The sequence below is a fragment of the Bacillus sp. CDB3 genome (assembly GCF_002081505.1).
Classification (GTDB): Bacteria; Bacillota; Bacilli; order Bacillales; family Bacillaceae_G; genus Bacillus_A; species Bacillus_A cereus_AT.
This window is the reverse complement of sequence record NZ_ALBR01000026.1, coordinates 107,429-120,134: the sequence shown is the minus strand read 5'-3', so window position 1 is coordinate 120,134 and position 12,706 is coordinate 107,429. Positions and strand designations below refer to the sequence as shown.

The following is a 12,706-nucleotide window of genomic DNA, read 5'->3' as shown; positions in this document are numbered from 1 at the left end:
ATTATTCAACAAAATAAAATGGTATTTCTGTTTTCTTTTTTACTTATCGTGGTATGTTAGATAAATTTTTCAGGATTTATTTACACACCAAATGATACTAGACCAAACAAATACGACTTTAATAATGAATATAAAGAGATCACAAAAATAGAAAAAAACTGGTATTATGTCACATCATATTAAAGAACACAAAATTTTCTTTTAATTACATTAAAAACATACCGTATTTATAGAAAAGGGAATGCTTATATACTATATACTGATTTGTACTGCATTCCCTAATTAGGCCCGACACGAATTCTTGTCGTATTAGCTCATTCAAGGTGATACAATTTTTTTACAAGCGATACATCTTTTTTATCATATACACCGCTTTAACACCACTCAATATAGAGGTTGCTGTTTTAAATGACTCGAACCTTAACATAGGAGTAGCATCACACATCCATCAACTTAAGAATTTTCTCGTTTTGAATTATTTGTTTTTCTCAGCTTGATTGTGACAGGGCACTGCCAACAAAAAGTGATTTTCGTACGCTAAGCGATCTTTTATATAAAAAAGCCGATTTCCTGTAATCTAAAGGATAATCGGCTTTTTACTATTCATTTATTTGTAGTAGTTGAAGAAATTCTAAAGGTATAATCATATTAATTATTATCTATAAAATAATTCGCTTCTCAGTTTTAGAGTCGAAATAATGAACTTTATCCATATTCAAAACTAGATCTATATTTGATTGACTTTGCACATCTAAAGAAGTATCCACACGTGCAACAAAAGATTGTCCATTAATGTTAGAATATAGATATGTTTCTGCTCCCATTAATTCTGCTACATCAATACATACCGTTACTTTTGCGTTATATGGTAACGCCTTGATTGCTTTTCCATAATAAAAATCTTCTGGACGTATTCCTATTATGATTTCTTTATTCGTATATCCATTATTTCTCAAGCCTTTCATCTTCTCTTCTGGCACTTCAATTTTCCACTTATCAATCATAACTGCATTATCTGTTAATACTCCTTTGAAAAAATTCATTCCAGGAGAACCAATGAATCCTCCAACAAATACATTCTCTGGATTTTCATATACTTCTTTCGGTGTACCGACTTGTTGTACAATACCATCTTTTAGCACAACAAGGCGCGTCGCCATCGTCATAGCTTCTATTTGATCGTGTGTAACGTACACAGTTGTTGTTTGCAGTTGCTTGTGTAATTTTGTAATCTCAGCACGCATTTGCACACGCAACTTCGCATCTAAGTTTGATAAAGGCTCGTCCATTAAAAATACCTTTGCATTTCGAACAATCGCTCGGCCTAAGGCAACACGCTGGCGCTGCCCACCTGAAAGTGCTTTTGGCTTTCGGCTTAAATACTGCTCAAGCCCCAGAATTTTTGCTGCATGTTGCACACGCTGGTCAATTTCTTCTTTACTATATTTTCGTAGTTTTAATCCAAATGCCATGTTTTCATAAACACTCATATGCGGATAAAGTGCATAGTTTTGAAACACCATTGCGATATCTCTATCTTTCGGCGAAATATCATTTACACGTTTTCCGTCAATATAAAAGTCGCCATCTGAAATCTCTTCAAGTCCTGCAATCATACGTAATGTTGTAGATTTCCCACACCCTGAAGGGCCAACCAAAACGATAAATTCTCCATCATTTACTTCTAGGTTAAAATCTTTTACGATTGTCACATCATGATCATATTTTTTGTAAATGTTTTTGAATGATAGTTGAGCCATAATATCCTCCCAGAATTTAAGCTATATTTATAGATATTGTTAAAAATTATGATGACATGAATTATAAAATCTTCGAAATATCCTTCATACTGTCTAAAATATAATCTGCTTTTCCTTCTAAATCTTCTTTCCTACTCGCACCCGATAAGACGCCCACTACTTTAATGTTACTATTTCTCGCAAATGTAACGTCTGTTAATGTATCACCTACCATAAGCACATCTTCTTCAGTTAGAGAAAATTTTTCTTTAAACATATGATAAAAATCACTTTCAGGTTTTGTTCTATTCACACCATCATCTGCACCTAAAAAATCTACATAATCATATAACTCAGTCATTTTTAGAGAATGAATAGCTGCATCAACATCGTCTGCCGTAACAACCCCAATAATATATTCATTATCTTTTAAATATCGTAACGTTTCCTTTGCACCTTCCACTTCTGTAAATACAAGATCATCTGCTGTAGAGTACTTTTTGAATAGAAGACATACATTATGAATAAAATTCTCTTTATCCACATGTTGATTTTCTAACAACGAATACCATGCAGCCGCAATAAAGTAATTTGTGCGACAAGCTAGTAAACTCGTACTCTCAAAATCGTTATCATTCATACCAATAATCGTTAAGTAGTCATCTCGTTTACTTTTTTCATTTGGATACGTTTGGAATATATCATCTAACACACGATGCACAATTTTGTACCAAACTGAATCTAACTGTATTAATGTTCCATCTTTATCAAAAATAATCGCTTTATTCACCTTTTATTCCCCCTATAACTTCATTCCATGTTTTCATATTTTTATACTGAACTTTATTATGAATAGGATTAATAAATGCTACTAATTCGTCTTCTTCCCATCCTTCAACTCTAGCATACGTCCCTTCATTTAAAGAAAATGCAAAGGTTACATCGCTGCCGTATTCTTTTTCAATCGTTTGCCCATTTATAAGTAGTCTCCACTCACACGGTTTATCTGTTTGGACGTTATAAATAATATTTCCTTTAGCCTCACCGCCGACATATATCGTTTCACCTTCGTTTTGAATATCTATCGCTAATTTTCTAAATCGAGAGAAATAAATTCTTCCTTTTTGAATCGCATCTTTTAAGTTTTTAATAGCTAAACCATTACATAATACATATGTTCCTGGATCCCCGTAAATCGATGGGTCTTTTGATCCTGGGAATGTTTTAGACGGATGTAAATGAGAATCACTTCCCCCTATCCCCCAAATTTTAAGACCATTTGACCACATTTGATCGAAACAACGCAAAGCTTCTAAAGTAGATGATTCACTTTTTTTATAAGTTGGATCACACATAATTTCCATCGTATGAACATTTTCTAAGTTAATATTCACTTGGTTCGCCCAAGGCTTCATAAATGGATGATTCACACTTAATAAATAGCCTTTTTCTTTCATGAGTGAAAATAATGCATCCATTTTTTCAGCGCTAAATGCTTCATCTACATACTCTGTAAAATCAATGAATTCTCTTATACCAAAAATGTTGTAATGACCGAAAGGAGTTGTAAGTTCCATAGATGGTATAATTAATGTGTTGCCTTTTTCATAAGATGGCATAATAATATTGTGCTCCGTCGCGTATAAAAAATCTAATTCCTGTTTTTCACATACTTTCATTCCAAGTTCATCATCTATCTCGCCATCTGTTAAATCTGTATGTTCATGAAAATCCCCTTTGTACCAGCGATGTTCTTCATTTACTACCTTATTAAAACGGTCATCATCGATAAAAACATTTCCCTTACAAAAATGCTCTCTATTATACTTTCGTTCCAACTGATCATTCACTTCTATATTTACTGTGTAGTCAACTTTTGCCCCAGTAAATTTCACTACTTTTTTTGCACAATGAGGGATATATATGACTTCTAATTCCCAATTACCTGACTGTATTTCTCCTCCAATACAACCAGCAGAACAAAATATTGAATCTTTCGAAACGACTAGTTTTTCATTTGCAACTGGCGTTTGATATTGTATACGTACATAACCGTTAGGGTCTCGCAAGATTAATAAAAGCGGAATTTTCCGGCTGTCCCCTTGATCAATAGTTAATGTAAAGTTTGTAATATCAGTTTCGTCCATTTGGAAACAATGTTTATTTTTTATGAATGGAGAGAGTGTTATCGTACTTGTTATTTCGATCATAGTTCTCACACCTTTTTAAGTTTTAATGAAGGAATTTTAGAGGCACTTCCTTCGTTAAAAAGCACCTCACGTTCGCACTATAAACAGGTTTACTTCTTCTTTTTCAAAACTTTATCTAACTCTTCTTGCGCAACTTTAGCTGCTTCATCTAATGCTTTCTTTGCTGGAACTCCTTCAATCTCTACTTTATCTTTAGCTACATTTAAAGCGTCATTGATTTTCCCACCCGTTGGATCTACAAATGGTCCCACTCCATTATTGTTAGCTTGTTCTAATGGAACTAGTGCTTGTGGTTGTTTTTTGACAAATTCAGCATATGGACCGTACTCTGTTACATTGTTACGAACAGGGATATAGCCTGTTGCCATTGACCATTCAGCCGTTTTCTCAGTGCTTGTCGCAAATTTCATAAAGTCATATGCACCTTTTGCTACTTCCGGATCAATATTTCTCGTTAATGTGAATGAGTATGTTTCTAATTTTGGTGCTGGTTTATTATTACCCCAAGCTGGTTGTGGTAAAGCTTCAAATGTGTTTAGGCGTTCTTCTTCAGTCATTCCTTTACCTAATGATTTAAAAACAAATGCTTGGTCACCAGATGATCCTGTAAATCCTAGCGTTCTACCTTCTACTAAGTCAATTACTGTTTTATCCCAATATTCCCATCCAGTACCACCTGAATGTATTTTCATAATTTTATCTTCATGAAGCCATGTGCGGAATTTCTCCCATACTGTAACCCAAGTATCATCATTAATTAACACTTTTTTACCATCTGCACTTAATACATTGCCACCAGCACTGCGGACCGCATCAATTAAGTTTGACGTCCCCCACATTGGCATCCAGCCAGCATATGAAACATTTCCATTTTCACCACGTTTTGCGACAGTTTTTGCTACCTTTTCTACACCTTCCCACGTCTTTAAATCATCTTTTGTAAAGCCATTTTCCGCTAATGCTTTTTTATTGTAATAAAAGATTTGTGTTGTACCGTAAAACGGAATTCCATATAACTTCCCGTCAATTGTTGCTTGCTCCATAAAACCTTTTCCGTAATCTTCCTTTTTAAAATCAGTATCATTTTTAACAGATTCATCTAAAGGTACAATTAACTCTTTTTTAACATATTCTTGAATGACGTCTGAACCTAGTAATGCGATTGCTTCTTGGTTATTCGCTGCAAATCCACTTTGTAGCTTTTGATAAGACTCATCGTAGTTACCGGCTTTCGTCGTTTTCACTACATATTTGTCCTGACTTTTATTGTATTCTTCCACGATTTTGTCTACACGGTCTGCCAGAGAACCACCCACTCCATTTATGAATGGAACAACAACTTTCTCCCCTTCTTTACTCGCTTTAACCGTACTTCCTTTTCCGCCTGAACAACCCGCAAGTGCACTAACAAACAATGTTAAAACTGTTAGAAGCATGAATAGTTTTTTCATCCCACATATCTCCTTTACTATTTAATTACCCCTTTATTCCTGAATCAGTAACACCAGATAAGAACCATTTTTGTAGAATTAAAAATACGATTAAGAGCGGCACTGTTGCGATTGTACTTGCAACCATAATGTGTGACCAATCTCGCCCTAAGGAACTATTAATGAAATAATCAGCAATTCCATTCGTAATTAACTTTTGCGTATTATCTTTCAATATAAGAGCTGGCCAGATGTAATTATTATAATTACCAATAAATGTGACCAATCCTAGTGTTACAAATGATGATCGTGTCATTGGAAAAATAATCTTCCAAAGAATACGCCAATCACTTGCTCCATCAATTTTGGCTGCTTCTACTATTTCAGAACCTACTTTGTGGAACGATTGTTTTAAATAGAAAATACCGAATACGCTAACAGCCATAGAAATCATGTATCCCAAATGTGAATCAAGTAGCCCGAATTTCCCTAACATTACATATACAGGAACATACGATACAGCTCCAGGAATCATATAAGTTGCCATTACAACACTAAATGTAATATTTTTACCTTTAAACTTGTAAAATGCTAACATATAAGCAAACAGTGCAGATGAAACAAGCACATATATAGTAATGATGAAAGATGTATAAAAACTATTAAATAAATATGTGTTAAATGGTAGTATGTCTAATACTTGCCGATAATTTTCCCAGTGAAATTCTTTAGGCCAAAAACCTCCTTGTAATACTTCACTAGATGTTTTAAACGAACCAAGTACCATCCATATGAACGGAAAAACAAATAGTATACTTGATAATGCTAAAAAGAGATGCTTTACGATTGATGGACCTTTTTTCATATTATTCACCTCAATAGTTCACCCACTTATCACCTATTTTTTTGTTAATAACAGATAGTAAAATTGTAATGATTAGTATGATAAATGCGATTGCTGTTGCAGATCCCATATCAAACTGTTCAAACCCTTGTTGGAAGAATAAATAAAGTAACGTACGCGTCGAACCACTAGGCCCACCTTGTGTTAAAATTTTTATTTGATCGTAAGCCTGCACCGAAGAAATTGTATTAACGACAACTAAGAAGAAAGTTGTTGATGAAACCATTGGCAGTGTTACATATCGGAATTTCTGCCATGAATTTGCCCCATCAATACTAGCTGCTTCATATAAACTATCTGGAACTTTTTCTAATGCACCGATATAGAAGATCATCGTCCAACCAACTAATTTCCAAACAGTCATTATAATGACTGCTAACATCGCTGTTTTACTACTTTGAAGCCAGTCCAAACCTGGTATTCCGAAAAAGTTTAGAACTTTATTAATAACTCCAAATTGAGGTTCATATAAGAGTGACCACACAATGGATACAGCTATTGTTGGCGTTACCCAAGGTGAAAAAATCATTAATTGATACAATGCGGAACCTTTAAATTTTTTTCGGAAGAATAATGCGAATCCTAAACCTAATGCAATCGTTGGAATCACTGTTCCAATTCCGAAATAAAACGTATTTAGCAATGCTTGCATAAAAGAATCTTGTGTAAATAAATTAAAATAGTTTTCTAAACCAATAAAGTTAAAATCATTCGTCATAAAATCCCAATCAGTAAAACTAATACCTAAACTAATGAAATTCGGAATAATCCAAAACAAGATTAGAGGTATTCCAACTGGTATTAAAAAGAACACAGCTTTTGATAGTTTTATTTGCATTCTTGCACCTCCTAATTCATATTGTACGAGTTCATTATTAACACAATGTTGTTAATTTGTTAACTAATTGTAAAAACAATAGATAAACAAAATAAAACAACATATAAACAATAAAAGAAGACTATTTCTCAATTTACTAAGAAATAGTCTTCTTTTAGCTTTTCTATACTGTTATTACTTCAACCCCATTACTTGTTAGCATATTTTGCCACGATTCATCGAGCTTTGCATTCGTATATAACGCATCTATATCACTAAAACTTCCGCTTTTATAAAACTTTGTTAAATTAAACTTTGACTCATCAGCCATCATTACAACTTGTTTTGCATTATTCTTTAACTGCTTATATATTTGTGCATCTTCAATATACGAACATGTTAGTTCCTTTTCTAGAGAAATTCCATCACAAGAAGCAAATAACTTATTAACAGTGAAATGGTCAAGATAGTTTAACGTCATTTCTCCAGACAATGCTAATGAATTTGTATTCAATATTCCTCCAATGACTATTAACCTGCAATCAAAGGAATCATTTTGTTCTTTAAGCTCAATAATTTTATTAACAGCTGGTATCGAGTTTGTTAAAATCGTCAAATTCTTTTTATCGTGTATGTAATCTAAAATTTGCATTGTGGTTGTCCCAATTTCAATTGCGATAATATCATTATCTTCTACGAGTTTACTCGCTTCCATTGCAATTTTTCGTTTCTCTTCAATATTCTCAGATCGACGCTTATCAAAATAAAATTCTAGTGTTTGATCTTTTTTCTTAATTGCACCACCATGTATTTTCGTAAGCTGCCCTTCCTTGTGCAACATATCTAAATCTCTTCGTATCGTTTCTGTTGTAACATTTAATACCTTCGCTAAATCATTTACCATTACTCGGTTATATTTTTCTAATTCATCTAGTATGTATTTTCTTCTTTCAAATTGTGTGTACGATTTCATTTCATTAACACCTCGTCAAATTACGCAAAATATTGATTTTCTAAAAACTCTTATTATAAAGTGAAACTTTAATCAGTGGTTTTTTGTTCATCCCCACTGATTATTAACCCTCACCAATCAGGCATTTATAGGATACTTAATCATTACTTTTAACATAACATCATTTACCGAAAGAAGGAACGATTATCTTCATAAAATTTCAAAATTAGTTTAACAATAAAAACACGATTATAATAAATAAAAATTTATTGTTAAACGATAAATATCATGTTAAATTTAATAGATAATTAATAAATGAGGTGCTTTATATGAAACAAGGATCAACACTCTTTTTAAAGACAGCTATTATCCTTATCAGTATTCCTGTTCTTGCTTTATGTATATTTTTAGTTCCTAACATAGGGAATTATGTAGCGGAATTGTACCCCGATATTGCATATATTAAATATCTTGTTTTACTTAATCTATATGCAACGGTTGTACCTTTTTATTTTGCTCTGTACCAAGCTTTTAAACTTGTAAGCTACATTGACAAGGGTAACGCCTTCTCGAAATTATCTGTTAGAGCTTTAAAGAAGATAAAACAATGTGCAGTAACAATTAGTATACTATATGTAGTAGGCACGCCACTCTTCTATCTTGTGGCGGAAAGAGATGACGCACCTGGTATTATTATACTTGGCATGCTTCTAATCTTTGCTTCAATGGTTATCGCAGTCTTTGCTGCCGTTCTCCAAAGCCTTTTAAAAAATGCGATAGATATAAAATCAGAAAATGATTTAACGGTCTGAGGTGAATAATATGGCAATAATAATTAATATTGATGTAATGCTAGCTAAAAGGAAAATGAGTGTAACGGGGCTTTCAGAGAAGGTTGGAATTACAATGGCTAACCTTTCTATATTAAAAAATGGAAAAGCAAAAGCAATTAGAATTTCAACTTTAGATGCTATTTGTAAAGCATTAGAATGCCAGCCAGGGGATATTTTAGAATATCAACCGGAAGATAGCGAATAAAAAAGAGTCCTTCTCGTAATGAAGGACTCTTTTTATTCGCTATTACGGTGCAAAATTTATTTGGCCAGTAAACAATAAGATAATCGTAATAATCCAAAAAATGAAGAAAGATGAGGAAAGTATTAATGAGATAATTACAATTGCCTTCTTCTCTGTTTGTTTCGTAATTCCAATGCTTGAAAGTATAATACCTACGCCTGTAAGAGCAATTGTAATATAATCTCCCACTATATTACCCGCGTTCGCTATCCTCGTCGGAGTTATAAAAACGAATAAAAAACACATAATTCCGATGAGCAAAGATACATAGCTTATTATGCTGTACTTCTTTTTGAGAACTATTTCTGTTTTCATAATTACCCACCCCTTCTATATAGCTATGAGTTCATATTAGCACGAATAACCATAATTTGGTTAATGCAAAAAAACAGATACAGCGGAAACTTCCACTGCATCTGTTTTTTTATTTAATATATAAACCTGCTTTTACTTCTGATAATCCCGTTTTCATTTTACTATCAAATTTATCATGCACTTCTTTATACTTTGCTTCATTTGCTGCGCTTGCATAACATCATCTTCTAAAATGAAAATACTCATATGATCACTCGCTTTATAGAAATCTATCACTTACTTAAAAAAGTTCAAAAACACACCCCTTTATCTATAGATTTATCTATAACTATATAATTCACATTGTTATAACAATCTCTTTCTATACACTTGAAAGCATTAATCCACTATAGTTTTTTTAAACATAGAAAATAACCTCTACTTTTCGAGTAAAAAGTAGAAGTTTTAATCAAGCCATTTATAAAGAAAACTCCCTATTTCTATCAATAACTACCTTAAAAAACTCAGAGTAATGCGATAAAGAATAGTCCGCTACATCACATTTATCTTGAAACATACATGTTGTAATACCTAATTCCTTCGCAGGCAATAGATCTAACTCTCTATCTCCAATTGCTAGATCAATATTGTGCTTTTTATGTAAATGATCATAAGATAAAGAGTTCGGTTTTCGAGGGAAACCATCGTCAATTGTAACCATATCGATGAAGTATTTGTCCCATCCGTAATGGTTTAATATAGATAATACACCCGCTCTATCTTTATGAGTCATAATTACATTTTTATGTGCAAATTTTAAAACCTCTTCCACTTTTTCAAATGGCTTTATATCCGCTATAATAATTTGACTCTCTAAAACATCTATTTCACTTATTTGTTTTTTAGAGATTTTATAATAATCAATCGCGTGAGAAAATGAAACTTTTAATTTTGTATAGATTTCTTCTTCACTTACTTTCTCGCCTATAACCTGAGAAAGAATCTTTGTATATACCGGATACGTATCAAATAACGTCCCATCAAAGTCCCACAAAATATTCATTTCATTCACCCTTCTATTTTCTAATCATGGTATAACTACATCCGCTCTCTTCTCCGGCAATTCCTTTTCCAAATAATACTCCTCAGCTTTCCAATACCTACTTTGAAACTTTGGAAGGTTTTTCTGCGTTTCCTCACTCTCGCGAAGAAACCTTGTTTCTCTTGAACAATCCAAGTACACCATATAATAAAAGAAATTTCTCCATTCTTTTCGCTGCAGAAAAACACCTTCAACAATTATTACACCTACTAAAGGAAGGTGTATTTCTTTCATTTCACATGTGTCTGTTTCATCATGATAGTATGGCAACTCTAATTGCATGTCACTTTGTAACTTCTGAAATAAGTTTTGCTGCAACCACTCTATATCCCATTGAAGGTTGTAGTACTCATACCATTCTGCAAATCCAGTATTATATCGCTTGTTACGCTCGGTAATATGATCATCAATATGGAATATATGAAACGGGATTCCACTTTTCTTCATATCTTCTTCCAACTCTTTAACCAAAGTTGTTTTACCTGAACGACTCAGACCATCTACACCTAATATAAATCTCTCATCTTTATGTTCCTTAATAACTTTCATTATTTCACTTGTGCTCATTACTTTTCCCAATCTTCTTTTAATAATGAATAAACGACTGTGTCATGAGCAACATCATTTTGAATCATATATTTCCGAAGTAATCCTTCTTCCTGAAACCCTGCTTTTTTTAATAAATTACGGGAAGCTTCATTTTCTATATATACAACAGCGGCAATTCTTATAAAGTGCAAATTTTCAAATCCGTAAGCTAGCATTGCTTGCAGTGCTTCGGTTGCGTATCCTTGTCCCCAATATGTATCATCTAGCTCATAACCAATTTCAGCTCGTTTATGATGATTGTTAATTAAATGAAATCCACACGTACCGATTAATTGATCCGTACCTTTCTTCTCTATCCCCCAGCGAAATACACTTCCCTCTTCATTACACTTTCTAAACGTTTGAATAGTCGTTTTCGCTTGTTCAATATTTTCGAAAGAATCCATCCCAAAATAACGAATAACGGATTCTTTTGAAAAATAATGGAACATTGTATCTGCATCTAACAGTGTAAGTTCTCTTAATAGTAAACGTTCTGTTTCTAATTTCGGAAACCCCATCCTCTTTATCTCCTTCTATTCTAATGAACTACAAATTTCAATATAATTACCGTCTGGATCAGCAATGTAAGCAATTGTTTGTCCCCACGGTTTCGTCATCGGTTCAACTAACACCTTAACTCCCTGTTCTTTCAATTCCGCAATTGTTGCCGTTACATCCTCTACAACAAACCCTAATTCAAAATGAGAAGACTGTAATACCCCTTCAGTAAGTGGTAATCCAGTTAACTCCTTTACATCCTCTCGCGTATTCATTGCTAAAATTGTAGATCCTGTTTCAAATTCGATATATGTACCGTGTTCAGCTCTTATTGGTAATTTTAAAATTTCTTTATAAAACTGAAGACACTGTTCAAACTTTTCTACATATAAAATAATGTATTTCATTTTTAAGTTCATCATTATTTCCCCCCTTTACCTTCACCTCTAAAAATTCGACAAATGTTTTTAAAAACCTTGTACCTTATAGAGCCGAGCACAAAAAAATGAGGCCGATTTCTCGGCCCCCAGCTTATTGGCATAAAACAGGAGATTTGGTTTGGACATAACCAGTTCTTACATTTATTATATTTTATTTTTTCTGAATTTTTAAATATAATATACACCTATTTATGTTGAGAAAGTTTTTTCTACATGCCCATAAAACTATGTGCATAAATTCATACCGTTTAAGAAATGCTACAAATGGAGGTGTATACATATGGAACCAATGTTATGTCCAAGCTGTAAAACGAACCGTACTCGCTTTAATATTCTTGAGCAACAAGTAAAACCAGTCAAGTTAAATCCACAAACTGGTCAAGTAGAAGAAGAATACACAAATGAAACGATGAACGCTTTTCATATGGCTTATCAAGGACCTACTTACCGCGTCCAATGTGCTGTATGCGGGCTTGTTGAAAACCCTGAACAATTTATTAAACCTGCGCAAAATCAGTCTTTCTCTTAAACATCTTTATTACCCCCTACCAATTTTCTATAGGGGGTTTTTTCTGTTTTACATAAGCAAGATGCAGAATTGCTGTTTAATTAAAAGGTTCCTAATTCATCTACATGTCTACTATTCATACAC

At 33.1% G+C, this 12,706-nt stretch carries 15 protein-coding genes and 3 pseudogenes; 4 read left to right on the top strand and 14 right to left on the bottom strand.

Going from position 1 to position 12,706, the window contains the following annotated elements:
- Positions 1–183 (top strand): annotated as a pseudogene (locus CDB3_RS33075) (hypothetical protein); the annotation flags it as partial.
- Between the two features lie 169 nt (positions 184–352).
- Here the strand turns inward: CDB3_RS33075 and CDB3_RS33225 are convergent.
- From CDB3_RS33225 to CDB3_RS09340, 8 genes and pseudogenes are all read right to left on the bottom strand, one after another.
- Positions 353–427, bottom strand: a pseudogene (locus CDB3_RS33225) (IS6 family transposase); the annotation flags it as partial.
- A 232-nt stretch (positions 428–659) separates the two neighbouring features.
- Complete coding sequence (locus tag CDB3_RS09370; RefSeq protein ID WP_128854255.1) at positions 660–1,760, bottom strand: ABC transporter ATP-binding protein; 1,101 nt, start codon at positions 1,758–1,760, stop codon at positions 660–662.
- A gap of 61 nt (positions 1,761–1,821) precedes the next feature.
- Positions 1,822–2,529, bottom strand: a complete 708-nt coding sequence (locus CDB3_RS09365; protein WP_128854254.1) for an HAD family hydrolase — start codon at positions 2,527–2,529, stop codon at positions 1,822–1,824.
- Entirely contained in the window at positions 2,522–3,949 is a 1,428-nt protein-coding gene (locus tag CDB3_RS09360; protein WP_128854253.1) for a CehA/McbA family metallohydrolase, read from the bottom strand. Before CDB3_RS09360 ends, CDB3_RS09365 begins: the two co-directional genes overlap by 8 nt.
- Before the next feature lie 89 nt (positions 3,950–4,038).
- Positions 4,039–5,400, bottom strand: coding sequence for an extracellular solute-binding protein (locus CDB3_RS09355; RefSeq protein WP_128854252.1), 1,362 nt, complete (start codon positions 5,398–5,400; stop codon positions 4,039–4,041).
- Between the two features lie 25 nt (positions 5,401–5,425).
- Positions 5,426–6,244: a carbohydrate ABC transporter permease gene (locus CDB3_RS09350; protein WP_128854251.1), complete on the bottom strand. Its 819-nt coding sequence runs from the start codon at positions 6,242–6,244 to the stop codon at positions 5,426–5,428.
- A 10-nt stretch (positions 6,245–6,254) separates the two neighbouring features.
- Positions 6,255–7,121 carry a carbohydrate ABC transporter permease gene (locus CDB3_RS09345; protein WP_128854250.1) on the bottom strand — a complete coding sequence of 289 codons (867 nt, stop codon included), beginning with the start codon at positions 7,119–7,121 and terminating at the stop codon, positions 6,255–6,257.
- Positions 7,122–7,284: 163 nt separating this feature from the next.
- A complete protein-coding gene (locus tag CDB3_RS09340) occupies positions 7,285–8,073 on the bottom strand; it encodes a DeoR/GlpR family DNA-binding transcription regulator (RefSeq protein ID WP_128854249.1) in 789 nt (262 codons plus the stop codon).
- A 308-nt stretch (positions 8,074–8,381) separates the two neighbouring features.
- Between CDB3_RS09340 and CDB3_RS09335 the strand changes: the two genes are divergently transcribed.
- Both CDB3_RS09335 and CDB3_RS09330 read left to right on the top strand, forming a co-directional pair.
- Entirely contained in the window at positions 8,382–8,864 is a 483-nt protein-coding gene (locus CDB3_RS09335) for a DUF2975 domain-containing protein (RefSeq protein ID WP_128854248.1), read from the top strand.
- A gap of 10 nt (positions 8,865–8,874) precedes the next feature.
- A complete protein-coding gene (locus CDB3_RS09330) occupies positions 8,875–9,090 on the top strand; it encodes a helix-turn-helix domain-containing protein (RefSeq protein ID WP_128854247.1) in 216 nt (71 codons plus the stop codon).
- A 42-nt stretch (positions 9,091–9,132) separates the two neighbouring features.
- Here the strand turns inward: CDB3_RS09330 and CDB3_RS09325 are convergent, their stop codons facing one another.
- From CDB3_RS09325 to CDB3_RS09305, 6 genes and pseudogenes are all read right to left on the bottom strand, one after another.
- Positions 9,133–9,444 carry a hypothetical protein gene (locus CDB3_RS09325; RefSeq protein WP_128854246.1) on the bottom strand — a complete coding sequence of 104 codons (312 nt, stop codon included), beginning with the start codon at positions 9,442–9,444 and terminating at the stop codon, positions 9,133–9,135.
- 130 nt (positions 9,445–9,574) lie between these two features.
- Positions 9,575–9,655, bottom strand: a pseudogene (locus CDB3_RS33220) (DUF3887 domain-containing protein); the annotation flags it as partial.
- A gap of 246 nt (positions 9,656–9,901) precedes the next feature.
- Complete coding sequence (locus CDB3_RS09320) at positions 9,902–10,486, bottom strand: HAD-IA family hydrolase (protein ID WP_128854245.1); 585 nt, start codon at positions 10,484–10,486, stop codon at positions 9,902–9,904.
- Between the two features lie 24 nt (positions 10,487–10,510).
- A complete protein-coding gene (locus CDB3_RS09315; protein WP_128854244.1) occupies positions 10,511–11,092 on the bottom strand; it encodes a kinase in 582 nt (193 codons plus the stop codon).
- A complete protein-coding gene (locus tag CDB3_RS09310; protein WP_128854243.1) occupies positions 11,092–11,634 on the bottom strand; it encodes a GNAT family N-acetyltransferase in 543 nt (180 codons plus the stop codon). Before CDB3_RS09310 ends, CDB3_RS09315 begins: the two co-directional genes overlap by 1 nt.
- A 15-nt stretch (positions 11,635–11,649) precedes the next feature.
- Positions 11,650–12,033 (bottom strand): VOC family protein, encoded by a 384-nt coding sequence (locus tag CDB3_RS09305; protein ID WP_128854260.1) that lies wholly within the window; start codon positions 12,031–12,033, stop codon positions 11,650–11,652.
- Between the two features lie 301 nt (positions 12,034–12,334).
- Here CDB3_RS09305 and CDB3_RS09300 point away from each other — a divergent pair, with 301 nt between their 5' ends.
- Positions 12,335–12,583 (top strand): hypothetical protein, encoded by a 249-nt coding sequence (locus CDB3_RS09300; protein WP_000433610.1) that lies wholly within the window; start codon positions 12,335–12,337, stop codon positions 12,581–12,583.
- The last annotated feature ends 123 nt before the right edge of the window (positions 12,584–12,706 follow it).

Bases quoted from the DNA above. Each gene is read 5' to 3' on its own strand.
- CDB3_RS09320 (WP_128854245.1), bottom strand. From the start codon at position 10,486: ATGAATATTTTGTGGGACTTTGATGGGACGTTATTTGATACGTATCCG.
- CDB3_RS09370 (WP_128854255.1), bottom strand. From the start codon at position 1,760: ATGGCTCAACTATCATTCAAAAACATTTACAAAAAATATGATCATGAT.
- CDB3_RS09315 (WP_128854244.1), bottom strand. From the start codon at position 11,092: ATGAGCACAAGTGAAATAATGAAAGTTATTAAGGAACATAAAGATGAG.
- CDB3_RS09325 (WP_128854246.1), bottom strand. From the start codon at position 9,444: ATGAAAACAGAAATAGTTCTCAAAAAGAAGTACAGCATAATAAGCTAT.
- CDB3_RS09345 (WP_128854250.1), bottom strand. From the start codon at position 7,121: ATGCAAATAAAACTATCAAAAGCTGTGTTCTTTTTAATACCAGTTGGA.
- CDB3_RS09300 (WP_000433610.1), top strand. From the start codon at position 12,335: ATGGAACCAATGTTATGTCCAAGCTGTAAAACGAACCGTACTCGCTTT.
- CDB3_RS09305 (WP_128854260.1), bottom strand. From the start codon at position 12,033: ATGAACTTAAAAATGAAATACATTATTTTATATGTAGAAAAGTTTGAA.
- CDB3_RS09330 (WP_128854247.1), top strand. From the start codon at position 8,875: ATGGCAATAATAATTAATATTGATGTAATGCTAGCTAAAAGGAAAATG.
- CDB3_RS09355 (WP_128854252.1), bottom strand. From the start codon at position 5,400: ATGAAAAAACTATTCATGCTTCTAACAGTTTTAACATTGTTTGTTAGT.
- CDB3_RS09360 (WP_128854253.1), bottom strand. From the start codon at position 3,949: ATGATCGAAATAACAAGTACGATAACACTCTCTCCATTCATAAAAAAT.
- CDB3_RS09310 (WP_128854243.1), bottom strand. From the start codon at position 11,634: ATGGGGTTTCCGAAATTAGAAACAGAACGTTTACTATTAAGAGAACTT.
- CDB3_RS09350 (WP_128854251.1), bottom strand. From the start codon at position 6,244: ATGAAAAAAGGTCCATCAATCGTAAAGCATCTCTTTTTAGCATTATCA.
- CDB3_RS09340 (WP_128854249.1), bottom strand. From the start codon at position 8,073: ATGAAATCGTACACACAATTTGAAAGAAGAAAATACATACTAGATGAA.
- CDB3_RS09335 (WP_128854248.1), top strand. From the start codon at position 8,382: ATGAAACAAGGATCAACACTCTTTTTAAAGACAGCTATTATCCTTATC.